This is a genomic window from Bacillus sp. SRL543 (assembly GCF_984799205.1).
The window spans coordinates 2932056-2956754 of sequence record NZ_OZ481794.1 but is presented as its reverse complement, the minus strand read 5'-3'; the positions used below and the strand labels follow the sequence as shown (position 1 = coordinate 2956754).

The window sequence follows — 24699 nt, the reverse complement described above, 5'->3', positions numbered from 1 at the left end:
TTGTGAGAGGCATCCTGAAAAAAGTAGGGATGCACGGGATTCCGCCGTTATCAGGATAGGGTCTGCAGGGCCGAGAGTCTTGCGCACCCGAAAAGAGAGAGCATTTATTGCTCTAATCTGAGGTGGCACCGCGGTCCGGAATATCGTCCTCTATATGCACAATACCTGTGCGTATAGGGGACTTTTTTTATTGGAGCCGAGCCGAGAAAAGCATAGGAGGAAAGAAAATGAGCAGAGCAGAGACAGTACCAGGCATCATCATTGAGGAACTGGAAGGAGATATACTGACGCCCATCAGCATTTATCAGCGGATCAGCGGCGAGAAAAAATTCCTGCTTGAAAGTTCGCTGAAACATGAGCGCTCAGGAAGGTATTCGTTTATCGGTGCAGATCCTGTTTTTGAATTAAAGGGGAATGGCGGCAAAAGCGTTATGATCAAGGGAGGAGAAGAAACCGAATTGGCAGAGCCTCCCCTTGAGATGGTAAAAAAGCTGCTGCCTGAACAGGCTGTGCAGGCCCCATTTCCGCTGGCTGGAGGAGCGGTAGGCTATGTCGGGTACGACAGCATCAGGCAGTATGAAGATATAGGGCGGGTGCCAAAAGATGAGTTCGGGATCCCGGATGTGCATCTGATGTTCTTTGAGGTCATGGCTGTCTATGACCATGCTGAACAGAAAGTTTATCTGATTGGCACCCCCCTGTTGCCCGAAACGACAGAAGAGAGCCTGAGGCTCAGGATTGCCGGGCGGAGGAAGGAAATAGAAGAAGGCTCCGGCACCACTTCTGACAGCAATATAAAGATATCAAGATACTCGGCTTCAGAAACAAAAGAGTCTTTTGTTGAAAAGGTGAAGAAAGCCAAAGAACACATCGTCCAGGGGGATATTTTCCAGGTAGTGCTTTCGCAGCGCATGCAGGCAGACATCGAAGGAGATCCGTTCTCGTTCTACCGCAGGCTCCGTATTCAGAATCCTTCACCATATATGTATTTTCTGAATTTCGGGGAATATGCCGTCGCCGGCGCATCTCCGGAAAGCCTGATCAAGGCAGATGCTGATAAAGTAACCACAAACCCCATTGCAGGAACAAGGCCAAGGGGACGGGATGAGGAAGAAGATGAAAAGCTGTCAGCAGACCTTCTGAATGATGAAAAAGAGCTTGCTGAGCACCGGATGCTCCTTGACCTGGGCAGAAATGACCTTGGCAGGGTTTGTGAATTCGGATCAGTAAAGATAGAAAAATATATGCAGGCCGAAAAATTCAGACATGTCATCCATCTGGTTTCAGAGGTGTCCGGAAAACTGAAGCCGGAATATTCACCAGCAGATTCACTTGCTGCCTGTCTGCCGGCAGGGACCGTATCAGGTGCACCGAAAATCCGGGCAATGGAGATCATCAATGAACTGGAAGAATATAAGCGGGGCGTATATTCAGGGGCCATCGGCTATTTCTCTGCCGGCGGCAATATGGACTTCGCCCTTGCGATCCGCACCATGCTGATCAAGGGGAATAAGGCCTATATCCAGGCTGGGGCAGGCATCGTACATGACTCGGTGCCCGAAAAAGAGTATGAAGAAACCATTCATAAATTAAGGGCATTTTTGGAGGATCAAGATGATTTTATTAATTGATAACTACGATTCATTTACGTATAACCTGTATCAGTATTTGGGTGAGCTTGGCGAAGAAATAAAAGTCGTCCGCAACGACAGAATCAGCATTGAAGAAATCGGCAGGATGAACCCTGAAGCCATTGTTCTGTCACCAGGACCAGGCAGGCCGGAGAAAGCCGGCATTTGCATAGAACTGATCCAGGAATTCTCAAGCAGCATCCCGATCCTCGGGATTTGCCTGGGACATCAGGCCATTGGCCAGGCATTCGGGGCCAGGATCGAGAAGGCCTCCAGGATCATGCACGGAAAAACATCCAAGCTAAGGCATACCGGCTCTCATTTATTCCAATACATGGAGCAGCCGATCGATATCATGAGATATCATTCACTCGTCATCCAGACCGGGACGCTTCCGGCACAATTCAAGGTGCTGGCCAAATCAATGGATGATCAGGAAATCATGGCCATCAAGCATGAAAAATACCCGCTCTTCGGCCTTCAGTTTCACCCGGAGTCAGTCGGGACGGTAAACGGAAAAAAGATGCTGGCAAACTTTTTAGCGGAAATCAGAAAGGAGAATAGGCATGAGGCACATACTGGAACGCTTATCTGAACGCACGGAACTGACTGAATCAGAGATGATGGAGGCGATGGCCCACTTGCTGTCCGAAGAGGTGACAGACAGTGAAATTGCCGCCTTCCTGGTGGGGCTGAAAACAAAGGGAGAAACGGTTGCTGAAATTGCAGCACTTGTGAAAGGGCTGAGGGGCAGGAGCCTCAGGTTTGAAAGGAAGATTCCCGGTGCCCTGGACAACTGCGGGACTGGCGGAGATGGATCAAAAAGCTTCAATATCAGTTCGACCAGTGCATTTGTCATCGCAGGAGCGGGAATCCCTGTTGCCAAGCATGGAAACAGGAGCATCTCCAGTAAGACCGGTAGCGCTGATGTACTGGAGCACTTGGGGATTAACCTGAACCTGGCGCCGGAGCGTATTGAAGAAATTCTCCAGGAGATCGGCATTGCCTTTCTTTATGCGCCGCATGTCCATCCTCAGATTAAAAGAATTATGAAGGTTAGGAAGGATTTACGGATTCCGACGATTTTCAACCTGATCGGGCCCCTCACCAATCCGATGGAGCTTGATTCTCAGCTTCTGGGAATCTACAGGAGAGATTTGCTTTCTATGTTTGCGGAAGTACTGAATGAACTGGGGCGGAAAAGAGCGGTTGTATTGAACGGAGCCGGATACATGGACGAAGCTTCCCTCCAGGGAGAGAACCATTTGGCGATCCTGGATAACGGGAAAATTACACAGAAAATCCTCCGCCCTGAAGAAACTGGGCTTGGCACATATAATAATGAAGAAATACGGGGCGGAGACTCAAAGGAAAATGCGGAAATATTGCGGAAAGTGCTTAAAGGCGAAAAAGGGGCATACCGGGATACCGTCCTGCTGAACAGCGGGATCGGCATATTCGCCGGCGGAAAGGCGGAGACCATCCAGGATGGCATCAGGCTGGCTGCAGAAAGCATAGACAGCGGTGCCGCGCTGGATAAACTGGAAGATTTAGTAAAGATTGGCAGCAAGTTCAAACAAGAGGTGATATAAGATGGTGACCATTTTAGATAAAATCATTGAAGAGAAAAGACGGGAAGTTGAAAGGATGAAAGCGGCTGGGATGCCTGAAATCCCTGAAGTGAAAAAAAGATCCTTCATTTCCAGGCTTGAATCAGCTGAAAATTTGAGCATCATTGCAGAGTTCAAGCGGGCGTCACCTTCTAAAGGTGATATTAGCATGAATGCTTCTCCGGCGGAACAGGCTGCCAAATATATTAAATATGGAGCCGATGCTATTTCAGTATTAACAGACACTCCCTTTTTCAAAGGAAGTTTTGATGATCTGGCAGCAGTCAGGAACACAGTCGACGTCCCGATTCTCTGCAAGGATTTTATAATCGATAATATCCAGATTGCCAATGCGAAAAGAGCAGGAGCCGATATGATCCTCCTGATTGCGGCAGCGCTTGGGGAAGGACAAATGGAAGAACTTTATCAATATGCTACCAGTCTGGATCTTGAAGTATTGGTTGAGGTGCACGATGAGGAGGAAGCAGAAAGAGCAATGCTGGCCGGCAGCCGGCTGATCGGAGTGAACAACCGGGACTTGCGGACATTCCATGTGGATCTTTCTGTCACTGAAAGGCTCGCGCCGGCGATTAGGCAATCAGGTGCATTCCTGATAAGCGAGAGCGGGATGAAAACGGTCAAGGATGCCGAAAGGGCCGCCTTTGCAGGGGCAGGAGGGATCCTTGTCGGGGAAACCTTCATGAAAGCTTCTGATCTTGAATCCTCGCTAAGCGGCATGAAAGTGCCTTTAAAGGAGGTGCATCTCCCGTGAAGGTGAAAATCTGCGGAATCACAGATCTGGAGAGCGGCCTGTACGCGGCCAAAAGCGGTGCAGATGCACTCGGATTTGTATTTGCCGAAAGCAGGCGCCGGGTCTCGCCGGAGGGAGCAGCTGAAATTATAGCAAAGCTTCCCGGCGAGCTTCTGAAGATTGGCGTCTTTGTTAATGAATCAAAAGAAGTAATTGAAAAAACGGCGGAAATTGCCGGATTGGATATGGTCCAGCTTCATGGTGATGAGACTCCTGAATTCTGTGCGGAAATCAGTCTGCCAGTCATTAAAGCCCTGAGTGTACAAGGCGAGCAGGACCTTGACCATATTGCAGAATATCCTTGTGATCATATCCTCCTGGACAGCCCAAAGGGAAAATACAGGGGCGGGAACGGAATCGCCTTTGATTGGAGTATTCTTGAAGGAAGGGATTTTGGAGGGAAGAATATTATCCTCGCAGGGGGCTTGAATCCTGATAACGCAGCAGAAGCAATCCGCCAGGCAGCGCCTTATATGGCCGACGTCAGCAGCGGCGTTGAAAAGGACGGAAAAAAAGACCCTGCCCTGATTGCGGAATTTATAGCAGAAGCAAAAAATGCGCTCGAAAATAAGGAGGAAGTAAAATGACAGCAGTCTATACGATGCCAGATGAAAAAGGGCATTTCGGCATATACGGAGGAAGATATGTGCCTGAAACACTTATGCAGGCAGTGACAGAGCTGGAGGAGGAATATAAAAAAGCGCTCCAGGATGAAAGCTTTACAGCAGAACTAAACAGCCTCCTGAAGGATTATGTGGGCCGGGAAACACCGCTTTATTTTGCCGAAAACCTGACGAAGCATGCAGGAGGAGCGAAGATTTTTCTGAAAAGGGAGGATTTAAACCATACGGGCGCTCATAAAATCAATAATACAATCGGCCAGGCTTTATTGGCAGTCCGCATGGGGAAGAAGAAAATCGTTGCAGAAACGGGAGCAGGTCAGCACGGCGTAGCCACTGCGACCGTCTGTGCCCTGCTGAATCTTGAATGCGTCATTTATATGGGGGAAGAAGATATCAGGAGGCAGGCTCTGAATGTATTCAGGATGGAACTCCTCGGAGCGAAAGTCGTTGGTGTCAGCTCTGGGAGCAGCACACTGAAGGATGCGGTCAATGAAGCTTTGCGCTACTGGGTTGCCAATGTTTCTGATACACATTATATACTTGGGTCTGTGATGGGGCCGCATCCATTCCCGATGATTGTAAGGGACTTCCAAAGTGTGATCGGGGCGGAAACGAAGCAGCAGTATCTTGAAAAAGAAGGAAAGCTCCCTGATGCAGTCGTGGCCTGCATCGGCGGGGGAAGCAATTCTATGGGGATGTTCTATCCTTTCATTAAAGATGAGAGTGTCCGCATGTATGGTGTGGAAGCAGCTGGACTTGGGGTAGATACCGGAAGCCATGCGGCTTCATTGACCAAAGGCAAGCCGGGTGTCCTCCACGGCGCACTAATGTATCTCCTGCAGGATGAGGACGGCCAGATCCAGGAAGCCCATTCCATTTCGGCAGGCCTCGATTATCCGGGTGTGGGCCCTGAGCACAGCTATCTTAAGGATACTGGCAGGGTAGTCTATGAGTCTATCACAGACGAAGAAGCCCTTGAAGCTCTTAAGCTGCTGTGCAGGCTTGAAGGCATCATCCCGGCGCTGGAAAGCGCCCATGCTGTGGCATATAGCTTAAAGCTTGCAGCGGGGATGGCGAAGGATGAAGGAATTGCCGTCTGTCTGTCAGGGCGGGGGGACAAGGATGTAGAAACGGTGAAAGCCAGATTAGGAGGGAAGAAGGATGAATAGAATCGAAAAAGTGTTCCGCCTTTTGAAAGAAAAAGAGGAAAAGGCCTTTATCCCCTATATTATGGCAGGCGATGGCGGTCTTGCCACGCTGGGGGACAAAATCACTTTCCTTGAAAAATGCGGCGCAACAGCGGTTGAAGTGGGCATTCCCTTTTCGGATCCGGTAGCGGACGGCCCGGTCATTGAGAAGGCGGGAATACGCTCGCTGAAAGAAGGGACTACGCTTAAAACGGTCCTTGAAACCTTGAAAACGATCAGGCCGATCGTCCATATCCCTATCATTATCATGACTTATGTTAATCCTGTCATGGCTTATGGAATTGAAAGGTTTACCTTCGAAGCAAGCAAAGCTGGTGTCGACGGGCTGATCCTTCCAGATCTTCCTCCCGAAGAAGAAGATTTGCTTGCACCCCATGCAGAAAGGGACGGTCTGGAAATCATCAGGCTTGCTACTTTGACCAGCCCGATCGAGCGGGTACAGCAAATTTCGGAAAAAGGGAATGGCTTTCTATATGCGGTCACAGTCAAAGGGACAACGGGCGTAAGAAGAGATTTTTCCGAAGAGCTTCAGGAGCATTTGCAGAAAGTAAAGAATGTAAGCAGGCTGCCGGTCCTCGCAGGCTTCGGGATCTCGACCCCCGAGCATGTCTTGGCAATGAATCAGATCTGCGATGGTGTCATCGTCGGAAGCAAAATCGTCCAGCTCTTTGAAGAAAATAATCTGGAAGAAATCGAGAAGCTCATTAAAGCATCCAAAAAAGAAAATGCCTTTCAGCCATGAGGAAAAGCCTCTCCCTATTAAGGGGGGAGGCTTATTTTTTTCTTTCCCAGCCCTTCTGCAATCACCTTCTTTGGTTTGTAAAAGCAAACTATTTATCCTGGTTTCAAATTATTTCAGAAAGCTTGACATGCCCGGTGAATACATTATAATTACATACTATATCCGAGTATTATAATAAGATTTCTTAGAATAGGTGGTTTTCTGTGTTTATTGATATTCAATCTGTGAATAAACAGTATGTTGATAAAAACGGCCTCGCCGCAGATGTGCTGAAAGATATTGACCTGAGCATCGAAAAAGGCCAGTTCATATCGATCCTTGGCCCATCTGGATGCGGTAAATCAACCCTGCTGAATATTGTGGCCGGCCTTACAGCAGCCACGAGCGGCAGTGTACTGATTAATCAGCAGAAGGTGACGAAGCCCGGCAGGGACAGGGGGATGGTTTTCCAGCAGGCCGCATTATTTCCATGGCTGAATGTACTTGAAAATGTAACATTTCCTTTGAAAAAGGAAATGGCTAAAAGAGAAGCTAAGGAGACGGCCCTGAAGTATCTGCAGATGGTCCAGCTTGGCAAGTATCCCGGACATTATCCGCATGAGCTGTCAGGGGGGATGCAGCAACGGGTATCGATTGCCCGCGCCCTTGCCATGAACCCGGAAATCCTTCTGATGGATGAACCGTTCGGTGCACTTGATGAACAAACACGCTCAAGGCTGCATCACCAGCTTGAGAAGATCTGGATGGACACAAAGAAAACAATCCTTTTTGTCACCCACAGCATCTCCGAATCTATCAAGCTATCTGACCGCATCATTGTGATGGGCACCAAGCCGGGAACGATCCTTCAGGATATCAAGGTCGATCTGCCCCGTCCTAGAGACCAGTACAAGAAGGAAATGCTTGAAATAGAAGATCATATTATGAGCTATCTCAAAAAGGAAATCGATAAAGTAGTAAGCGAGGAATTAGCCGATGAAACCAGCAATTAAACGAATCATCTTCTTTGCAATCGTCATTGGCTTATGGGAGCTGGGATCCAGAATGGGTCTTTGGCTGCCGACCATCCTCCCATCGCCGACAGATGTTTTCCAATCACTAGTAACAGGAATCAGCGATAAAACACTTCTATATGATCTTGCCGCCAGCTTCAGGAGACTGCTCATTGGCCTGGGCATCAGTTTAGTGCTGGGCTCTGCCCTTGGAATCCTGCTTGCCAAATCAAAGACGGCCGACGAAACACTCGGCACAGTCATCCTTGCTCTCCAAAGCGTACCCAGCATTGTCTGGCTGCCGCTGGCGATCATGTGGTTCGGCATGAATGAAGTATCTGTCATTTTTGTCGTGATTCTTGGCGGAACCTTTGTCATGACCCTGAATATGAGGGTGGGCATCAAAAATGTTTCACCGCTGTTCATTAGAGCAGCCCAAACAATGGGATCCAATGGAATTGACTTGTTTGCAAGAGTCATCTTCCCGGCCTCAATCCCTTATGTGGTGACAGGTGCAAGGCTTGCATGGGCTTTTGCCTGGCGGGCTCTGATGGCAGGGGAATTGCTCAGCACCGGTCCAGGGCTCGGGTACACGCTGAGATATGCTTCTGATTTTGGGGATATGAGCCTTGTAATCGCCGTCATGATCATCATCGGCGTCATCGGATCAATTGTGGACCAGCTTATTTTCCAGCGGATCGAGAAATCAGTCCTGGAAAGATGGGGACTTGAAAACAAATAAATAGGGGGAAACACAATGAAAAAGAAAGCCTTTATGTTCATGGCTTCATTATTGACAGCAGCAGGTATTCTCTCAGGCTGCGGATCATCGGAAGAAAGCTCAGGCTCAAAAGAAAAAATCGTCATCGGCTACTTCCCGAATATCAACCATGTTCCGGCAATGGTCGCGAAAGATCAGGGCTTCTTCCAGAAGCGGCTTGGCGACGGAACAACGATCGAGTATAAGACGTTTGCTGATGGCGGCCAGTTCATGACTGCACTTAAAACAGGCGACCTGGATGCGGGTCTCGTCGGCCCCGGCCCAGCGATGAATAATTATTCCACTGGTGCAGACGTTAAGCTGATTGCCGGAGCTTCTACAGGCGGCACAGTCGTCCTTGCCAGCAAGGACAGCGGCATCAAGACTGCAGCTGATTTTGCAGGAAAAACTTATATTACGCCTGCAGTCGGATGCACACATGACGTTCAGTATGAAACATATCTGGAAGAATCAGGCATTACCTCCGAAAGGATCGGCGGGACAATGAAGCACCTGACAGGTAACCCTGCACAATATGCAAATATGCTGAAAGCAGGAAAGATTGATGTGGCAGTTGCCCCTGAGCCTTGGGCTGCCGTGATAGAAGAAGAAACAGATGCAAATGTTGTCATCGGCTGGGATGAGGTTGCTTTCGGCGAAACCCTGCCTGCGTCTGTCATGGTAACATCAGGAAAAGCTGTTAAAGACAATCCTGAAGTTATCCAAAAGATTGTCGAAGCCCACAAGGATGCTGTGAAATTTATTACAGAAAATCCTGACCAGGCAAAAGAAATCACCATCAAGGATATCAAAGAAGTGACAGGCCAGGAGCTGGAAAAGTCAGTTGTAGACAGAGCCTGGGAACGCATCGGCTTTACTTATGAAGTGGATGAAGAGACAGTCCAGGCATTTGCCGACTCTTCTTATGCCTTGAAATTCCTGAAAGAAAAACCTGACTTCTCTGACTTTATTGACAAGGAATTTATTAACTAGAAAAGCGGAAAAGCCTTGTTCAGCCCCGACAAGCATAAGACGAGCAGGCCGGAAGGTTGTTTTTTAACCTTCTGGACTGATTGGCTTATGACTCGAGGGGCTAGGCTTTGGAGCTGGACAGATAGAAAAGCGGAAGCGGCTTGCCCAGAGCCGACAAGCATAAGACGCGCCGGAAATAAAGGCGTTCTTTGCCTTTAATTCCGGAGTGGCTTATGACTCGAGGACTAGCCGCTGGAGCTGGACAGATAGAAAAGCGGAAAAGCCTTCCTTAGTTCAAGGAACAATAACTGTACTTTTTGGTTAAAGAAGCATCAGGTTTACGGCCTGATGCTTTTTGTGTGTGAATATTCCTGCTATTCCTGCAGATGTTACTAAAAGGTCTTTTATGTTAAGATTATTTGTGGATTTTAACAAAATAAGAGAAGAGCAGTTTTATAGAAGCTATAAATTTGCCTTATCATCAGGGAGTAGTGAGAGAAAGATGGAACGGCTACAGCAAGCGGCCGCCAGGATTCCTAAATGGCTGCCGGGAGTCATTTTGGCTATTGTGATTGCATTGGCGGCAAAATTTCTGGGCGGCGTTTTCCCATTGGTCGGCGGAATATTATTTGCCATCCTGATAGGGGCTGCAATCCGCAACACAGCGGGCATACCCCCGGTTTTTGAACCAGGGCTTACACTGACGGTTAAAAGGCTTCTCAAAGCCGCAGTCGTATTGCTTGGAGCCGGGCTTAATATTTTTGATATCTTCGAAATAGGGAGACAGTCCCTGCTCATTATTTTTGTATCTGTATGCTCAGGCATACTTCTTACACTTTGGTTCGGGCATTTCCTGAAGCTTGGAAAAACCTTATCTCTTTTGATCGGGGTGGGGACGAGCATTTGCGGGGCAACAGCAATATCAGCTGTTAAAGGTCTTCTTGGGGCAAAAGATGATGAAACGGCCTACGCCATCTCGACCATTGTTTTTTTTAACCTGATTGCCTTTTTTCTATATCCAATCATCGGCCATATATTCCATATGAACGACCAGGCTTTCGGCATATGGGCAGGTACGGCAGTGCACGATACCTCCTCTGCGATTGCTGTCGGCTATGTTTATGGAAATGAAGCAGGAGAAGTTGCGACTACGGTCAAGCTGGGAAGGACAATATTCCTTCTGCCGCTGATACTCATCCTTCCTATGCTGATGGGGTCTGCAGATAAAAGCAATCGGGCCGGTTCTTTCAAAAAAGCCTTTCCCTGGTTCATCGTCTGGTTTCTGGCTGTCAGCATTCTCAATTCATTCGGATTTTTTCCAGCAGCAGTCCAAGATTTGCTGAGCAGCATTTCAAAGTTTGTCATCATTATGGTCATGGGTGCTGTCGGCCTGCAGACAGACCTCAAACAGTTTGCCAAACTCGGCGTATCGCCGCTGCTTACAGGACTATTTGCATCGGCTGCGGTATCGCTCATCAGCTTTGGGCTGGTCTATTGGCTGATTCTGTGATACTAAATATTAGCATACTGAAAAAATGGAGCCCTTCACTGAAGGAGCTCCATTTTTTCAGTATGCTTATTCTTGCCATCGAAGTTCTATAAGCGCAGCCATGGCTATTGATCTCAGCCGTTTTTATTGCCTGCCTTTTTTTGCAGTCACACAGACAGCCAGTACAGGCTGTACATCCTTAAAGGATGCCTGTATTTCTTCATAGCCTGCAGAGGCAAGATCTGCTTCAATGATTTTTGCCAGATTCTTTGTAATAAGGCTGTCAGCATCTTTCTCGCGCGGCTGCACAGTTATGGCAATTTCTCCGCCAGCCTCAGTAATTTCATAAAGCATGCCCAGGGTTTCTCTTGGTTTTGTCCAGAGAGGATAATTGTTTATTGAGATAATTTTATGATACGTGCCCAGGTTTGATGCAAGGGTGTGTATATCTCCTGTAAACAGCCTGACCCTTCCTGCTTCTATCCCTTCTTTATTCCTTTTTTCGGCAGATGCTGCCATGTCCGGCGAGAGATCAGCTCCATCAATATACACACAGCGGCATCGGTTCATTATATATTTTATGCAGTAGCCGGGGCCGTATCCGACTTCCAGGATGCGGTCCTTATTTTTAATATCAAGCTTCTTGACCGTCCAGCTGTTGATGGTCCGGTTTTCGCTGTACATAATTTTGCCTGCCAGCTTGCCAAGCATCCCCTTTGGGTTTTCAAATTGTCTTGCGAGTATTTTGAACATGGGGGTTCACCTCTAGAAAGAATATTTATATATAAACCACATCCAGCTTGCTGTTAAACCTTTCTATCGAAAAAAATAAAAAAAACGGGGATAGTAAGAATAACTCTTCAGTAGGAGGCACGAAATGGAACAGCATAAAACATATGTCGAGAGACATCGCATTGCAGAAAATGTATACGTGTATAGAACGGCGATTGCGAATATCGCTTTTATAACCGGGCTGGGTCCCAAAGGGAAAGATTGGATTCTTGTAGATGCAGGCATACCTTTATCCGGCAGATTTATCATCAGGTTTGCTGAGAAGATGTTCGGAAAAGAATCCAAGCCTCTTGCCGTCATGATGACACATGCACATTTTGACCATATTGGCGGGCTGAAGGCGGTACTTTCTAAATGGGATGTTCCCGTCTACGCACATAGAGCTGAGCTTCCTTATCTGACAGGAAAAGAAACATATCCGCCTGCAGATCCTGCTGTCGGGAGAGGGCTGATGGCCCTGATATCACCGTTGTATCCCAGGAGGCCGATCGATATCGGGGAGAACGCAAAGGAGCTCCCTGAGGATGCTTCCCTGCCCGGTCTCCCGGGATGGAGGTGGATACATACCCCGGGCCATACTCCGGGGCATGTATCTTTTTATAGAGATGACGACGGTGTTCTGCTTGCAGGCGATGCTTTTATTACCGTAAAGCAGGAGTCACTGGTGGCTGTAATGAGCCAGGCTAAGGAAATACATGGGCCGCCGGCTTATTTTACGCCTGATTGGGACACTGCGGGGCAATCGATACGCAAGCTTGCTGCCCTTAATCCAAAAGCGGCATTAACGGGGCATGGGCAGGCATTTTATGGACAAGAGCTCGCGGAAGGCCTGGAAAAGCTGATAAAAGGGCATGAAACGTTTGTGGTGCCCAAGCAGGGGAAATATGTTCATTAACAAATAACCGTTAAAAGGGTGGATGGCGTGAAATATAGCGAAAAGCATTATAGGAGTGACCTGGCCCGCTATTTCCGCGATATAGAAGGGCAGCTGGATACGGCCGAGACTGCGATGAGAGAGCTGGACTGCTGTGTACTGACAGAGTTTGAAAAGCTGCAAAAGCTCGTATCAGATGCCCAGAATCTGGCTTCAACCTATTATCTCCAAACCTTCCTCTCTCCGTTCAGCAAAGAATATGCCAGCATTTCGCTTGCTGCCCAAAGACTATCAGAAAAAAGGCACGGAGCCCTTATCGTCATACAGCGGGAAGAATCTCTGGCAGCCTTCCTTCATAATGGCATCCCGGTTACGGCAAACGTTAGCCCGATATTAATTGAAACTATATTTTATCCGGGCAACCCGCTTCATGACGGAGGAATGCTGATCGAAAAAGATAAAATTATTTCAGCAGGCAACATCCTCCCGGTGGCAGATACGGAGCTTCAGGGCAGAAAAATCGGAACGAGGCACCGTGCTGCAATGGGGCTGTCGGCCCAGACAGACGCACTGGTCATTGTCGTCTCTGAAGAAACCGGCCGGATCTCCTTCTCGGTGAAAGGGAAATTATACAGCGTAAAGAACTGATTCCAATAGGGGTCAGTTTTTTTGTCCGCCCATTTTAATGGGTAATGACCATTGTACGTGCAATATTAGCTGATTATTCCATAAATATATAAGGGCTGATATCACGGAATAGAAAAATTCCTGATATAGACAGAGGGAAAATGAGGAGGGAATGTATGTTTTATCACATAAAAGAGCTTCAGTATGAGGCAAAGCCGGATCGTCCGGATCCTATTTTCGCCAAAAAGCTTCAGGAAATCCTGGGCGGCCAGTTCGGCGAAATTTCGGTTGCGCTCCAATATTTGTTCCAGGGATGGAATACCAGAGGGAATGGGAAATATAAGGATTTGCTTATGGACACAGGAACGGAAGAACTGGCACATATTGAAATGCTTGCGACAATGATTGCCCGCCTGCTTGACAATGCCCCTGTGGGGGATCTGGAAGATGCTGCCAAGGATCCGATTATCGGGGCGATCCTCGGCGGGATGAATCCTCAGCATGCCATTGTATCAGGGCTTGGGGCTATGCCGGCTGACAGTGTAGGCAACCGCTGGACAGCAAAATATATTGCAGCAAGCGGAAATCTTCTGGCCGATTTCAGGGCGAACCTGAACGCGGAATCACAGGGCAGGCTCCAGGCTGTAAGGCTGTATGAGACGACAAATGACAGAGGCGTGAAGGATATGCTGTCATTCCTCATAGCAAGGGATACCATGCATCAGAACCAATGGATAGCGGCTATCAAGGAATTGGAAGCAGCAGAAGGCGGGATCGTAGTCCCGGTTTCTTTTCCAAAAGAATTGGAAAAACGCCAGGTCAGCTATACGCTGTTTAATTTCTCCCAAGGAAACCAGAGCGCTGAAGGGCGCTGGGCACAGGGCGTCAGCATGGACTGCCAGGGAACTTTTAATTATGTGGAACATCCGCAGCCGTTCGGGAAAGCGCCTAAGCTAAAGCCTGCGCCTCCATATATATATGACACACCGCCGGCTGCCATTAAAGCCAATCCAGCCAACATCCCTCCTAGTATGTGCTGAAAAGCGCTGGAGATTATATAAGAAGAAGGTATGGACTGATAAAAGCCCCAAAGGCTCATAAATAGATGATTCCCTTCTTTGGAAGCAGCCTGCTGGCTTCCAAAGGAGGTGCTGCATATCACCAGCGGCTATGGAAGAGCTGGCTATCCATCAAGTCTGCCGGAATGGCTGCTCGCCATAGAATTTGGATAAACGAAATTATTCTTGCAGATAAACAAAATATTAGGAATTTCATCCTTATTTCTGGTTAAATAGAAGTAAGGATATCATTGTTTTTGCGCAGCAGTAAAAATGTGCATATAAACCAGACAACCTGTCTATACGGACAAAGCATACGAGCATATGATACAGTAACCACTAACCACTAGTACCCATTAACACCTTCCTTTTCAGCGGAGGATCTTCCTCCGCTGCTTTTTGCTTATCCTTAAGAAGTTAATCTGATCAGAATGAAATCTAGACAGAAAGCGGGATGGTCTGTTTGTGCGGAAGGTTTACATTAACAGAAGGCATACATGAGCTTCAGTCGCAATTTAATTTTTCCTTTGGAGAAGAAACGCCGCCAAGATACAATATTGCGCCAAGCCAGGAAATTCTTGCAGTTGGTTTTGGGAAAGGCGGAAGGACAGGTGCGAAACTGAGGTGGGGCTTTATTCCATTCTGGGCGAAAGATCCGAAAATCGGCTACAAAATGATCAATGCCCGTTCAGAAGGGATCGAAAGCAAACCAAGCTTCAGGCATGCATTCAGGCAAAGGCGCTGTCTGATCCTGGCTGATGGATTTTATGAATGGAAGAAAACGGCCGGCGGAAAGCAGCCATACCGTTTTATCATGAAAGAGGACAAGCCTTTTGCCTTTGCCGGACTGTGGGAAAAGTGGGAAGGACCGGAAGCTCCGATTTTTTCCTGTACGATCATTACCACTGAACCTAATAGCGTGACAGAAAAAGTTCATGACCGGATGCCCGTTATACTGAAAAGCAGGGACTATGATACATGGCTGAATCCCAGTGAAAAGGATACAGGGAAACTTAAAGAACTGCTGGTTCCTTATCCAGCTGATGAAATGGAGGCCTATCCAGTATCAACGCTTGTAAATTCACCCAAAAATGAGCTGGCTGAGCTGATTTCGCCGCTCAACAGTCTATAAGACCGTAAAAAATAAACAGAGGATTGGTGAAGAGTAAACAATGACGAAAGAATACATACAAATGCTGGAAGAAAAGGTGAGGGAATATGAAGAAGTAATCTCGCTGATGTCAGCTCCAATCATACCATCCATCATTCCCAGTACGATCCTTGTCCCGATAACCGGCCTGCTGGTTGCTGAAAGGTTTGAGAAAATCCGCGGAAAAATCATGCAGTATATACAGAAAAACGAAGTGGAAGCCGCTATTATCGATTTCACGGATATTACCATCGACCGGATCGAGCAGATGGGTCTTTCCGAGCTGGGAATTGAAATAGATCAGCTGACCAAATCAGTGCGCCTAATGGGGGTTGAACCTTATTTTGTCGGACTTTCGCCTATTCTGATCCGCGAAATTGTTCTGACGGGAATCAATCTCCAGGCAGAAACCTTTTCTGATTTCCAGGCAGCTCTGAAATACCTTATGAAAAAAAAGGGGCTTTCTTTCTCGAATGCTGAAAAATGAAAAGAATGGAGCAGTGTGCATGGCTGAAGTGGAGCAATTAGCGGAAAGGCAGCTTGATGCCTATAATCGCCAGAATCTTGAAGAATTCCTGGAAGTGTACAGCGAAGATGTTGAAATTCACAGCTTTCCTTCCCAGGAACTGCTTTATACAGGAAAAGATGAAATGAGGAAAGTGTATAAAAGGTTGTTTGACAGCAATCCCAGCCAGAAAGCAGTCCTTTTGTCCAGAATGGTAAAAGGCAGCATCTGCATCGATCATGAAAAAGTATTGGGCAGGGCGAGCGGAGAAGAATCCGAAGCGATTGCCATGTATGAGGCTGAAGGCGACAGGATCAAAAGGGTATGGTTTGTGCTATGATAATTTTCAAAAGCGCGGCGTGGGCACCTACGCCGCTTTTCCTGTAAAAAAGCCCTGAAAAAGCTAAGGCTGCAAAAATCCTCCTTGCTGGCAGAATATTCTTTTTATATAATAGATTCTATGTATTTCGATTATAGAAATAAAATGAAAATGGGGGAATCATCTTGGGGCATATGGAGAAAGTTGAGAAACTATACAGTGAAGTACATGAAGCGCAGACACAGTATGGTCGCCTGCTTTGGACACAATATACAGCCGGATATGATTTCGGCCTGAAAGACCAGTATAAAAAGATAACCAGTCTGCTGAAGAATGAGAAAAGCTTTGAATTAGTGAGGGAAGCGCTGGAAATAGAGCAGGATTCCCTGAACAAAAGGAAGCTGCAGCTTGTTTTCAATCAGTTCAGGCCCTACCATTTGTCACAGTCGCTGAATGAGCTGGACGAGGAGATCCAAGGAAAAGTAAATGACCTGTCCAGGCTTCTGAACCAGTTTCGCTACACTTTCCAGGGCAAAGAGGTTTCCTCTGTTGAACTTGGCCAGGTGATGAGCAGGGATGAAGATAAGAACAGGAGGAAGGAGGCCTTCTTTGCCAAAAATCAGATTAACCGGCCTATGATAGATGCGGGCTTCCTCGATCTTATCAGGCTGAGGAAATCTTATGCCAAAGAATATGGCTCAGCCAATTACATCGCTCATCAGCTGGAAATGAATGAATTAGATGAAGACCTCTTCAGCCATTGGCTCCCTGAGCTTCATCAGGCCCTGCCTGCCATGGAAAAGGCGAGGAGCGGGTTTGCGGAGCAATTCCTGCATGAAGACCGCATCATGCCATGGGATGAGCAGTATATTGATGCAAAGATTGCCCCCTTGCTGAATCAAGAAGTAGATATGTCGAATTACTTTGGGAACATCAATAAGCTTTTTTCCCTTTTCGGCTTTGATATAAGCGGCTATAATATTACCTATGATATTTTTCCGAGAAAGAACAAATCGGAATGGGGCTATAATTTCCCGATTGAAACAGCAAAGGATTCACGGATACTGGCCAATGTGAAAAATAAATTCCATGAGTACGGGGTGCTTCTGCATGAAACTGGCCATGCCGTCCATTCATTTCTGCTCGATCCTGATGAATTAATATTAAATACAGGCGTGAGCGGTATCATCAGTGAAGGCATCGCGAACCTGTTTCAAGGATTCCTTTACAGCCCGCAGTTTTCCGAAAGCTTCTTCAGCGGCTCTGCAGAAGCATCAGGACAATTCTCAAAGCTGAAGGAATACCGGAAGACAAACTCGCTGCGCGCCATCAGCCGGATCTTTTTTGACCACAGCTTTTACCTTAATGAAGCATCTTCGCTGGAAGACGTGTATCAGCTTTATTGGAAGAACCACAGGGAAGTGCTGCAGGAGGAGCCGTTTGGAGAAGAGCCTCCTTGGGCTTTTACCATCCACTACACGACACATCCGATTTATCTCCATAATTACTTTATGGGTGATGTGACAGGCGAAATGCTTAAGCAGGTTTTTGAGAAAAAACGCGGAGCGGGCCTGCTCGAGGAGCCTGAGGCTTTCGGCAGCTTCCTTTTGGAGGAAGTCATCAGGCTATCAGGCAGCCTGAAATTCGGGGAACTGTTCAAAAAGATAAGCGGGGAAGAATTCTCACTGAAATTCATGCGCCCATAGGAGCAATTATGATGCTGTGCAGCCTGCTATGCCTGCTCTGCAGCTGTGTTTGAAGATGCACCGTGAAAAGGAGAAAGAGAAAGATGCTAAAGCGCTTTTTTGCATATTATATACCTCATAAAAAATTGTTTACACTGGATTTCAGCTCAGCAGTCATAGTAGCCCTGCTGGAACTCGCTTTCCCTCTTGCTGTCCAATGGTTTATTGATAAGCTCCTGCCAAGCGGCAATTGGTCCATGATCGTATCAGTCAGTGCAGGGCTGCTTGCTTTATATATAGCAAGCACTTTTCTGCAGTATATTGTCAACTACTGGGGCCATAAGCTGGGCATCAACATTGAAACAGATATGCGCCATCAGCTGTTCACCCATGTCCAAAGGCAGTCTTTCCGCTTTTTTGATAATACCAAAACAGGGCATATCATGAGCCGGATAACCAATGACCTATTTGATATCGGCGAGCTGGCCCATCATGGGCCGGAAGACCTGTTCATTGCCATCATGACCTTTGTCGGCGCCTTCTGGATCATGCTGACCATCAATGTGAAGCTTGCTTTGGTCACGATTTTGATCGTTCCATTCCTTGTCTGGCTGATCACTTTCTGCAATATCAGGATGAACAGAGCCTGGAAGCAGATGTACAGCGATATAGCAGATGTTAATGCACGGGTAGAGGACAGTGTGTCCGGTGTCCGCGTTGTCCAGTCATTCACTAATGAAGAATTTGAAATCTCCCGTTTCTCCGTTAACAACCGGAAATTCCGGAAAGCAAAGCTAGCGGCATATAAGATCATGTCCTACAGCTCATCCGGCATTTATATGATGACAAGGATGATGGTGCTCATCGTCCTTGTACTCGGGGCATGGCTGAGCTACACCGGCAAGCTTTCCTACGGCGAGCTCGTCGGATTCGTTCTTTATGTGAATGTCCTTTTCAAGCCGATTGATAAAATCAGTGCACTGATGGAGCTCTATCCGAAAGGAATGGCAGGATTCAAGCGGTTCATGGAACTCCTGGATACAGAGCCGGAAATCAAGGATGCAGCTGACGCCATTGAAGTAGCTTCCCTTAAAGGGAATATCGCACTGGAAGATGTATCTTTCAGCTATGACAATTCCAAACAGGTGCTTAAAGATATCGACCTTACCATTAGAGCAGGGGAGACGGTGGCTTTTGTCGGTCCTTCAGGTGCAGGGAAAACCACTATTTGCTCGCTGATTCCGCGATTTTATGATGTGAATGGGGGAAGGATCACCATTGACGGTATGGATATCCGGGATATGACCCAATCTTCATTGCGGAAGCAGATCGGGATCGTCCAGCAGGATGTATTCCTCTTCACCGGGACTTTAAGGGAGAATATCGCTTATGGAATGCTCGATGCATCTGAGGAGCAGATCCGTTCAGCTGCCAAGCAGGCCCACCTGGAAGGTTTCATCCAGTCCCTGCCTGACGGCTACGAAACCCAGATCGGCGAAAGGGGACTCAAATTGTCAGGAGGGCAAAAGCAAAGGATTGCGATTGCCAGGATGTTCCTGAAAAATCCTCCGATCCTGATTTTGGATGAAGCTACATCAGCCCTTGATACGGAAACAGAAATGATCATCCAAAAAGCCCTCACAGAGCTTGCTCAAAATCGGACGACGCTTGTCATCGCCCACCGTCTGGCGACCATCCGCAATGCAGACAGGATCGTGGTTGTGACAGAGGACGGTATTGCAGAGCAGGGAGGGCATGATGAACTGCTTGCGAAAGGCGGTATTTTCGCCGGCCTCCATCAGGTCCAGTACCAGCAGTAAAGGAATTTTCATTGAAAAGAAGCAGCCGGGTTCATAGCCGGCTGCTTCTATTATGTTTTCTATGAAATCTGTGCTTTCCTTCTGCAGCAGTCCAGATTCCCTTGACCGGTGCTGAAGAAGGATAGTTACACGGAAGTAACCAACTTACTTCAAAGTGAGTACTTGTTAAAAAGCAAAAAATATTCCATAATCAGAATGATAGTTCATCAAGAGCTGGCCCATCAATATTTAGGGGGTTTTTTTTTATGAAATTAAGAGTTTCTGCAGTACAATACCATTTGCATACTATTCGTTCATTCCAGGACTTTGCTGACCAGTGTGAACATTATATAAAAACAGCACAGGAATATGGATCAGAGTTCGTCCTGTTTCCAGAGTTTTTCACAACGCAGCTTCTGTCAATCGGAAGTGAGCAGGGAACAAGGCTGACCATTAATGAGCTGCCAGGGTTCACGGACCAATACAGGGAGCTGTTCTCCCGTTTTGCAATCCAGTCAGGCATGCATATTATCGGAGGCACCCATGTTGTCAGCCGCAATGGAAAATTATACAATGTTGCCCATCTGTTCTATCCGGACGGCAGGATAGGGGAGCAGGCCAAGCTTCATATCACACCGACAGAGGTGCATGAATGGAATATGTCCCAGGGAGATGGCCTCAGTGTCTTTGATACAGACAAAGGCCGCATCGCTGTTCTCACCTGCTATGATATTGAATTCCCTGAAATCGTCAGGATGGCGAAAGCAAGAGGGGCTGATGTGATTTTCTGTCCTTCCTGCACAGATGACCGTCATGGCTTCCACCGTGTCCGTTATACCAGCCATGCAAGAGCAATTGAAAACCAGGTATATGTGGTTGTGACAGGCACAGTCGGTTCTTTGCCTACAGTTGACTTCATGCGTGCCAACTTCGGGCAGGCCGCAGTCCTGACGCCTAATGATATTCCGTTTCCGCCAAAGGGCATCATGACTGAAGGAGAGCTTAATAATGATATGATCGTTACTGCCGACCTTGACCTGAGCCTGCTGTATGAAGTGAGGGAAAGAGGTTCAGTGACGACCTGGCGCGACAGGCGGAATGATCTGTATACAGACTGGGAAAATACCGGAATAGAAGGCTGAGTAAATGGGATATGAAAGCTTTTTCTATGTATATGATGGAATAAAAACGCTCCCGGCGGCAGTCAGGAATTATGGGAGAGAAGATTTTTCAGAACTGATCAGCATCCAGTCAGAATGCTTTCCGCCGCCTTTTCCTGAAGAGCTTTGGTGGAACAGGGAACAGCTGGAAAACCATGTTTCCCTCTTTCCGGAAGGTGCGCTGTGCATAGAGGTTGATGGTGAGCTTGCCGGCTCATTGACAGGACTGCTTGTTCAGTTCGACCCCGCTTCACCCGCTCACACATGGGAGGAAGTGACAGATGGAGGCTATATCCGGAAGCATGATCCCGCCGGCAATACTTTATATATTGTCGATATCAGCATCCGGCCGAAATACCGTAAGCTGGGCCTGGGAAAGCTTCTAATGCAGGCTATGTACCAGACCGTCATCAGTCTCGGGCTGGACCGGCTGCTTGGGGGAGGGCGCATGCCTGGCTACCATAAGCATGCAGCCCGAATGACCCCTGAAGAATATGTCCGGAAGGTAACAGAAGGAGAATTGAAGGACCCGGTCCTCTCCTTTCTGCTGGGATGCGGCCGGGTCCCGCTCACCATCGCAGCAGGTTATCTGGAGGACGAAGAGTCATTGAATTATGCCTGCCTGATGGAATGGAAAAACCCCTTCAGACAGGCAGAAGGCAAGTAGATCATTTCGGGAGTGTGTCAGATGGAGTATATTCGCATTACAAGCATTGAGGATCCATTATTCGTAAAACTGCATGATTTAATGAAGGACGTTTTCCCTCCTGAAGAGGTGCTGGAATTTGAACTGTGGAAAGAACCGCTTGAGGATCCCGGCATCAGGGTATTTATTGCCCTTGAGGACGGCGAAGCGGCAGGAGCAACAGAATACCGCTATTATCCTGACTGGAATATCGCGATGACGGATTTCACCATCATCGGGAAACCAGGCCAGAGCATCGGCCGTTTTCTTGCTGTTAACAGGCAGAAGGATCTCGAAAAGCTTGCAAAGGAAAATGGCAAGGAGCTTTATGGGATGTTTGCAGAAATTTATGATCCTTACCAGGCCGGAAGCCATGAGTTTGGCGGGGTGAAGGCAATGAATCCGTTCGTGCGCAGGGAAGTGCTTTCTCATCTTGGCTACAGGTGCCTCAATTTTGAATATGTTCATCCATCATGGAAGAATGACGGTGAAGCTGTAAAAGGACTTGATCTGTGCTTCATGCCTTCAAACGATGAAACACAAGAGATACCTGCAGCCCTCACTGCCGGGTTTCTTGAAACCTATTACAGTGTCCTCTCCAACAAGCCTGCAGAATGGCTGGCAATGGTCGAAGGACTGAAGAAAAAAGAAGCCATCGAACTGCTTCCATTGTAAATAATAACAAAAGCCCGCTGCTGCGGGCTTTTATTTGGTGTAAGACTGGTACAGGTGACAGGCACCTATACCAGTCCTATACCACTCCGGTAAGTTTCAGCTTGAATCATGCAGGATAAACTATTTCAGTAATAATCTTTAATCTAACCCCAAGGCTTCTCAGCTGTTCTGAGCCATTCTGAGCAATTCGTGGGCGCGGTCTCCCGCAAGTTCTGCGAGCACTTCCCAAATTTCATCCCGGAGCAGGTCAAGTTCAATGATTTTCTTTGCAAGTTCTGCTGCTTCTCTCTCCACCAGTTTCCCCTCCGAGTCAGTTTTTGTTAGAATCCTTTTCTCTCTGCAGCTTTTTATACTCTCCTTCGAGTTCTGTCAGTGTCAGTGATTTTACATAAGAATCGAGCAAACCGCCTTTAACGAGCAACTGAATGAAGTAATTCTTCTTTTTCTCAACTGCTTCGCGAAGAAATGGCACCGGCCCTCATCCTTTCCTTTGTTTTTATGTAGTATAGAAAAAAACAGGGAAAATTTCTTCTGCCTTGTAAGAAAATCTACCTGGTTTTTAACAAATGGGTTTATTTGTGTTAGATTTTCTTACATAACTCTGTATAAATTTGTTTCTGCTTATATAATGGAAGAAAGATAAAGGCATCGGGGTGAGTGTATGAAAGAAGAGCCTTCGTACAAAAACAGAAAAGTCATTTCAATTGGGGTGGTCAGCGAGTTGACGGGACTGAGTGAAAGGCAGATCAGATATTATGAAGAAAGAAGACTCATTTTTCCTGAAAGAACTGAAAAGGGGAGCCGGAAATACTCATTCACGGATGTTGAACAGCTCATCGATATTGCCAACAAAAGGGAGGAAGGGGTCAGAACGGATGAAATCAGGAGCGATTACCTAAAAAAGAAAAACGGCACAGATGAGAAACTCCGGGAGCAGATGCTGAAAGGGCAGATCAATGCCCGCTTTGGAATCCGCAAAAAATAACAGGAGAGTGCACTGCTGTATATATATTTCTCCGTCTTTGAAAGTTATACTGGCTTAATACATTGTAAAAGATAATAAAGAAGTTCTCCTTTTTGGGGGAACTCTTTCATTCTTTAATGAATTAAAAGATCATGGAAATGCCTGTGCCCCGCTCAAAGCTGGAGCGGGGGCACAGGGCATTTAAAGGCCTATTAATGCTAGTCTCCAACAACCTCGAATTGCGTTACCTTCGGGATAACCGCTGCAAGTTCCTGGTCGGGGTATTTCTTTTCAAGTTCATGAATTTCCTTGAATTGTGCGCTTTTGACCCAGCTTAAGTAGCTTTCCTTCGTATCCCATTCCATATGGACGGTAATGTCCCCTGGGCGTTTGCTGTTCTGGAGCAGAAGGAATTTTTTGAAGCCTTCCGACTGATCGACTTTCCGGGATCTCTTATGGTAGATTTCTATTACCTCTGCGGCCTTTTCAGCCGGAACGGAAAAGGTTGAATGGACAATATACATATCAAGCACTCCAAATTTTTTTTCTATCATAACATGGCCGTTTTCTGATTACAATGAAGCAATTCAGCATTTTTTCCTTTTATAATACTCAAAAATGATAGATCAGGGAAAAGGCGTTATAATATAGATAATAAATTTAACGCAAGTGAGGTATTCCATGTCTTTTATTAATGGCGGTCTGGTCATGCTTTCCGAAATGCTCGGAAATCTGCCTCCTTCAGAGAGAAAAATTGCGTCCTTCATCCTGGAAAATCCCAAGGAAGCGATAGCATTGACAGCCAGTGAGCTGGGCAAGCGGAGCTCTACAAGCAGTGCGGCCGTCATCAGGCTCTGCAAGTCCCTTGGACTGAAAGGCTACCAGGAATTGAAGCTGAGGATTGCCGGAGATCTGCAGAAAACCGACCATCCCGGCTTCCGTGATATTGAGCCGAATGAATCACAGCATTCAATCATTGAGAAAATGTCCAGCAACAGCATCCAGACAATCAGGGAAACTGCCGACCTGCTCAGCACAGAAGAGCTTTCAAAAGCTGTCGAGGCCATCCGGAAGGCGGAGACTGTCCATTTCTTTGGCGTAGGTGCCTCCAGCATCATTGCCCAGGATGCCCAGCAGAAATTCCTCCGCATCAACAAGCATGCTACAGCCTTCTCTGATATCCATATGACTGCCACAATGGTCGCGAATGTTAAGCCGGATGATGTGGTGTTCGGGATATCTTTCTCAGGCAAGACGTTTGAGGTCGCAAAAATCCTTGAGCTTGCCAACAAGCGGGGCGCAGTTACAATTTCACTTACAAAGTACGGAAGCTCTCTTGTCTCAGATCAAGCTGGCATCAGGCTGTTTACATCTTCAACAAAAGAGCCTACCTTCAGGAGCGGTGCGACTTCCTCGCGGATCGCACAGCTGCATGTCATTGATATTCTCTTTATGTGCGCTGCTTCCCGCCAATATGATGAAAGCGTTGCTTACCTGGACGAAACCAGGAGTGCCATTGATTTTCTGCGGGAGAATGTGAAGTCCAAACCTTCGAAATAGATGGGACC

At 47.2% G+C, this 24699-nt stretch carries 28 protein-coding genes and 1 other annotated feature (1 of these 29 cut by a window edge); of the genes, 24 read left to right on the top strand and 4 right to left on the bottom strand.

Annotation, left to right across the window (positions count from 1 at the left end; genetic code table 11):
* Positions 1 to 154, top strand: a binding site (T-box leader) (it extends 94 nt beyond the left edge of the window).
* A gap of 73 nt (positions 155 to 227) precedes the next feature.
* From trpE to AC4E8B_RS15115, 11 genes are all read left to right on the top strand, one after another.
* On the top strand, positions 228 to 1631 hold the full coding sequence (gene trpE, locus AC4E8B_RS15165; RefSeq protein ID WP_490214200.1) for an anthranilate synthase component I: 1404 nt from the start codon (positions 228 to 230) through the stop codon (positions 1629 to 1631).
* Positions 1615 to 2226, top strand: coding sequence for an anthranilate synthase component II (locus AC4E8B_RS15160; protein ID WP_490214199.1), 612 nt, complete (start codon positions 1615 to 1617; stop codon positions 2224 to 2226). The genes trpE and AC4E8B_RS15160 overlap by 17 nt, the downstream gene beginning before the upstream one ends.
* Positions 2198 to 3223 carry an anthranilate phosphoribosyltransferase gene (gene trpD, locus AC4E8B_RS15155; protein ID WP_490214198.1) on the top strand — a complete coding sequence of 342 codons (1026 nt, stop codon included), beginning with the start codon at positions 2198 to 2200 and terminating at the stop codon, positions 3221 to 3223. Before AC4E8B_RS15160 ends, trpD begins: the two co-directional genes overlap by 29 nt.
* A 1-nt stretch (position 3224) precedes the next feature.
* Complete coding sequence (gene trpC, locus AC4E8B_RS15150) at positions 3225 to 4013, top strand: indole-3-glycerol phosphate synthase TrpC (RefSeq protein WP_490214197.1); 789 nt, start codon at positions 3225 to 3227, stop codon at positions 4011 to 4013.
* Positions 4010 to 4639, top strand: coding sequence for a phosphoribosylanthranilate isomerase (locus AC4E8B_RS15145; RefSeq protein WP_490214196.1), 630 nt, complete (start codon positions 4010 to 4012; stop codon positions 4637 to 4639). The genes trpC and AC4E8B_RS15145 overlap by 4 nt, the downstream gene beginning before the upstream one ends.
* On the top strand, positions 4636 to 5844 hold the full coding sequence (gene trpB, locus AC4E8B_RS15140) for a tryptophan synthase subunit beta (protein ID WP_490214195.1): 1209 nt from the start codon (positions 4636 to 4638) through the stop codon (positions 5842 to 5844). The genes AC4E8B_RS15145 and trpB overlap by 4 nt, the downstream gene beginning before the upstream one ends.
* Entirely contained in the window at positions 5837 to 6625 is a 789-nt protein-coding gene (trpA, locus tag AC4E8B_RS15135; RefSeq protein WP_490214194.1) for a tryptophan synthase subunit alpha, read from the top strand. Before trpB ends, trpA begins: the two co-directional genes overlap by 8 nt.
* Positions 6626 to 6828: 203 nt before the next feature.
* Positions 6829 to 7617, top strand: coding sequence for an ABC transporter ATP-binding protein (locus tag AC4E8B_RS15130; protein WP_490214193.1), 789 nt, complete (start codon positions 6829 to 6831; stop codon positions 7615 to 7617).
* Positions 7601 to 8359, top strand: a complete 759-nt coding sequence (locus AC4E8B_RS15125) for an ABC transporter permease (RefSeq protein WP_490214192.1) — start codon at positions 7601 to 7603, stop codon at positions 8357 to 8359. Before AC4E8B_RS15130 ends, AC4E8B_RS15125 begins: the two co-directional genes overlap by 17 nt.
* A gap of 15 nt (positions 8360 to 8374) precedes the next feature.
* Positions 8375 to 9370: an aliphatic sulfonate ABC transporter substrate-binding protein gene (locus tag AC4E8B_RS15120; RefSeq protein WP_490214191.1), complete on the top strand. Its 996-nt coding sequence runs from the start codon at positions 8375 to 8377 to the stop codon at positions 9368 to 9370.
* 481 nt (positions 9371 to 9851) lie between these two features.
* Positions 9852 to 10859, top strand: coding sequence for a YeiH family protein (locus tag AC4E8B_RS15115; protein ID WP_490214190.1), 1008 nt, complete (start codon positions 9852 to 9854; stop codon positions 10857 to 10859).
* A 123-nt stretch (positions 10860 to 10982) separates the two neighbouring features.
* On the opposite strand, the gene AC4E8B_RS15110 is transcribed toward AC4E8B_RS15115, so the two are convergent.
* Entirely contained in the window at positions 10983 to 11591 is a 609-nt protein-coding gene (locus AC4E8B_RS15110) for a methyltransferase domain-containing protein (RefSeq protein WP_490214189.1), read from the bottom strand.
* 124 nt (positions 11592 to 11715) lie between these two features.
* Here AC4E8B_RS15110 and AC4E8B_RS15105 point away from each other — a divergent pair, with 124 nt between their 5' ends.
* The 11 genes from AC4E8B_RS15105 to AC4E8B_RS15055 all read left to right on the top strand — a co-directional run bounded on the left by AC4E8B_RS15105 (position 11716) and on the right by AC4E8B_RS15055 (position 22167).
* Complete coding sequence (locus tag AC4E8B_RS15105) at positions 11716 to 12525, top strand: MBL fold metallo-hydrolase (RefSeq protein WP_490214188.1); 810 nt, start codon at positions 11716 to 11718, stop codon at positions 12523 to 12525.
* 27 nt (positions 12526 to 12552) lie between these two features.
* A complete protein-coding gene (cdaS, locus tag AC4E8B_RS15100; protein ID WP_490214187.1) occupies positions 12553 to 13152 on the top strand; it encodes a sporulation-specific diadenylate cyclase CdaS in 600 nt (199 codons plus the stop codon).
* A gap of 155 nt (positions 13153 to 13307) precedes the next feature.
* Entirely contained in the window at positions 13308 to 14171 is an 864-nt protein-coding gene (locus AC4E8B_RS15095; protein ID WP_490214186.1) for a manganese catalase, read from the top strand.
* Between the two features lie 481 nt (positions 14172 to 14652).
* Positions 14653 to 15321 (top strand): SOS response-associated peptidase, encoded by a 669-nt coding sequence (locus tag AC4E8B_RS15090; RefSeq protein WP_490214185.1) that lies wholly within the window; start codon positions 14653 to 14655, stop codon positions 15319 to 15321.
* Between the two features lie 40 nt (positions 15322 to 15361).
* Complete coding sequence (locus AC4E8B_RS15085; RefSeq protein WP_490214184.1) at positions 15362 to 15826, top strand: STAS domain-containing protein; 465 nt, start codon at positions 15362 to 15364, stop codon at positions 15824 to 15826.
* Positions 15813 to 16184 carry a nuclear transport factor 2 family protein gene (locus AC4E8B_RS15080; protein ID WP_490214183.1) on the top strand — a complete coding sequence of 124 codons (372 nt, stop codon included), beginning with the start codon at positions 15813 to 15815 and terminating at the stop codon, positions 16182 to 16184. The genes AC4E8B_RS15085 and AC4E8B_RS15080 overlap by 14 nt, the downstream gene beginning before the upstream one ends.
* A 173-nt stretch (positions 16185 to 16357) precedes the next feature.
* Entirely contained in the window at positions 16358 to 17869 is a 1512-nt protein-coding gene (locus AC4E8B_RS15075; protein ID WP_490219707.1) for a gluzincin family metallopeptidase, read from the top strand.
* Positions 17870 to 17952: 83 nt separating this feature from the next.
* A complete protein-coding gene (locus AC4E8B_RS15070) occupies positions 17953 to 19668 on the top strand; it encodes an ABC transporter ATP-binding protein (RefSeq protein ID WP_490214182.1) in 1716 nt (571 codons plus the stop codon).
* 245 nt (positions 19669 to 19913) lie between these two features.
* Positions 19914 to 20789, top strand: coding sequence for a carbon-nitrogen hydrolase family protein (locus tag AC4E8B_RS15065; RefSeq protein ID WP_490214181.1), 876 nt, complete (start codon positions 19914 to 19916; stop codon positions 20787 to 20789).
* Between the two features lie 4 nt (positions 20790 to 20793).
* Complete coding sequence (locus tag AC4E8B_RS15060; RefSeq protein ID WP_490214180.1) at positions 20794 to 21474, top strand: GNAT family N-acetyltransferase; 681 nt, start codon at positions 20794 to 20796, stop codon at positions 21472 to 21474.
* A gap of 21 nt (positions 21475 to 21495) precedes the next feature.
* Positions 21496 to 22167: a GNAT family N-acetyltransferase gene (locus tag AC4E8B_RS15055; RefSeq protein ID WP_490214179.1), complete on the top strand. Its 672-nt coding sequence runs from the start codon at positions 21496 to 21498 to the stop codon at positions 22165 to 22167.
* Between the two features lie 159 nt (positions 22168 to 22326).
* Here AC4E8B_RS15055 and AC4E8B_RS15050 read toward each other — a convergent pair whose 3' ends face one another.
* Both AC4E8B_RS15050 and AC4E8B_RS15045 read right to left on the bottom strand, forming a co-directional pair.
* Positions 22327 to 22461 (bottom strand): hypothetical protein, encoded by a 135-nt coding sequence (locus AC4E8B_RS15050; RefSeq protein WP_257991470.1) that lies wholly within the window; start codon positions 22459 to 22461, stop codon positions 22327 to 22329.
* Positions 22462 to 22477: 16 nt separating this feature from the next.
* Entirely contained in the window at positions 22478 to 22639 is a 162-nt protein-coding gene (locus AC4E8B_RS15045) for a hypothetical protein (protein ID WP_490214178.1), read from the bottom strand.
* 189 nt (positions 22640 to 22828) lie between these two features.
* Here AC4E8B_RS15045 and AC4E8B_RS15040 point away from each other — a divergent pair, with 189 nt between their 5' ends.
* Positions 22829 to 23152: a MerR family transcriptional regulator gene (locus tag AC4E8B_RS15040; protein ID WP_490214177.1), complete on the top strand. Its 324-nt coding sequence runs from the start codon at positions 22829 to 22831 to the stop codon at positions 23150 to 23152.
* A 197-nt stretch (positions 23153 to 23349) separates the two neighbouring features.
* Here the strand turns inward: AC4E8B_RS15040 and AC4E8B_RS15035 are convergent, their stop codons facing one another.
* Positions 23350 to 23655 carry an antibiotic biosynthesis monooxygenase family protein gene (locus tag AC4E8B_RS15035; RefSeq protein ID WP_490219704.1) on the bottom strand — a complete coding sequence of 102 codons (306 nt, stop codon included), beginning with the start codon at positions 23653 to 23655 and terminating at the stop codon, positions 23350 to 23352.
* Positions 23656 to 23812: 157 nt separating this feature from the next.
* Here AC4E8B_RS15035 and AC4E8B_RS15030 point away from each other — a divergent pair, with 157 nt between their 5' ends.
* Entirely contained in the window at positions 23813 to 24691 is an 879-nt protein-coding gene (locus tag AC4E8B_RS15030; RefSeq protein ID WP_490214176.1) for a MurR/RpiR family transcriptional regulator, read from the top strand.
* Positions 24692 to 24699 lie beyond the last annotated feature (8 nt).

Excerpts from the sequence above, each read along its gene's own strand:
- trpE (WP_490214200.1), top strand. The coding sequence starts at position 228 with ATGAGCAGAGCAGAGACAGTACCAGGCATCATCATTGAGGAACTGGAA.
- AC4E8B_RS15160 (WP_490214199.1), top strand. The coding sequence starts at position 1,615 with ATGATTTTATTAATTGATAACTACGATTCATTTACGTATAACCTGTAT.
- trpD (WP_490214198.1), top strand. The coding sequence starts at position 2,198 with ATGAGGCACATACTGGAACGCTTATCTGAACGCACGGAACTGACTGAA.
- trpC (WP_490214197.1), top strand. The coding sequence starts at position 3,225 with ATGGTGACCATTTTAGATAAAATCATTGAAGAGAAAAGACGGGAAGTT.
- trpB (WP_490214195.1), top strand. The coding sequence starts at position 4,636 with ATGACAGCAGTCTATACGATGCCAGATGAAAAAGGGCATTTCGGCATA.
- trpA (WP_490214194.1), top strand. The coding sequence starts at position 5,837 with ATGAATAGAATCGAAAAAGTGTTCCGCCTTTTGAAAGAAAAAGAGGAA.
- AC4E8B_RS15125 (WP_490214192.1), top strand. The coding sequence starts at position 7,601 with ATGAAACCAGCAATTAAACGAATCATCTTCTTTGCAATCGTCATTGGC.
- AC4E8B_RS15120 (WP_490214191.1), top strand. The coding sequence starts at position 8,375 with ATGAAAAAGAAAGCCTTTATGTTCATGGCTTCATTATTGACAGCAGCA.
- AC4E8B_RS15115 (WP_490214190.1), top strand. The coding sequence starts at position 9,852 with ATGGAACGGCTACAGCAAGCGGCCGCCAGGATTCCTAAATGGCTGCCG.
- AC4E8B_RS15110 (WP_490214189.1), bottom strand. The coding sequence starts at position 11,591 with ATGTTCAAAATACTCGCAAGACAATTTGAAAACCCAAAGGGGATGCTT.
- AC4E8B_RS15105 (WP_490214188.1), top strand. The coding sequence starts at position 11,716 with ATGGAACAGCATAAAACATATGTCGAGAGACATCGCATTGCAGAAAAT.
- AC4E8B_RS15095 (WP_490214186.1), top strand. The coding sequence starts at position 13,308 with ATGTTTTATCACATAAAAGAGCTTCAGTATGAGGCAAAGCCGGATCGT.
- AC4E8B_RS15085 (WP_490214184.1), top strand. The coding sequence starts at position 15,362 with ATGACGAAAGAATACATACAAATGCTGGAAGAAAAGGTGAGGGAATAT.
- AC4E8B_RS15080 (WP_490214183.1), top strand. The coding sequence starts at position 15,813 with ATGCTGAAAAATGAAAAGAATGGAGCAGTGTGCATGGCTGAAGTGGAG.
- AC4E8B_RS15075 (WP_490219707.1), top strand. The coding sequence starts at position 16,358 with ATGGAGAAAGTTGAGAAACTATACAGTGAAGTACATGAAGCGCAGACA.
- AC4E8B_RS15070 (WP_490214182.1), top strand. The coding sequence starts at position 17,953 with ATGCTAAAGCGCTTTTTTGCATATTATATACCTCATAAAAAATTGTTT.
- AC4E8B_RS15065 (WP_490214181.1), top strand. The coding sequence starts at position 19,914 with ATGAAATTAAGAGTTTCTGCAGTACAATACCATTTGCATACTATTCGT.
- AC4E8B_RS15060 (WP_490214180.1), top strand. The coding sequence starts at position 20,794 with ATGGGATATGAAAGCTTTTTCTATGTATATGATGGAATAAAAACGCTC.
- AC4E8B_RS15055 (WP_490214179.1), top strand. The coding sequence starts at position 21,496 with ATGGAGTATATTCGCATTACAAGCATTGAGGATCCATTATTCGTAAAA.
- AC4E8B_RS15040 (WP_490214177.1), top strand. The coding sequence starts at position 22,829 with ATGAAAGAAGAGCCTTCGTACAAAAACAGAAAAGTCATTTCAATTGGG.
- AC4E8B_RS15035 (WP_490219704.1), bottom strand. The coding sequence starts at position 23,655 with ATGTATATTGTCCATTCAACCTTTTCCGTTCCGGCTGAAAAGGCCGCA.
- AC4E8B_RS15030 (WP_490214176.1), top strand. The coding sequence starts at position 23,813 with ATGTCTTTTATTAATGGCGGTCTGGTCATGCTTTCCGAAATGCTCGGA.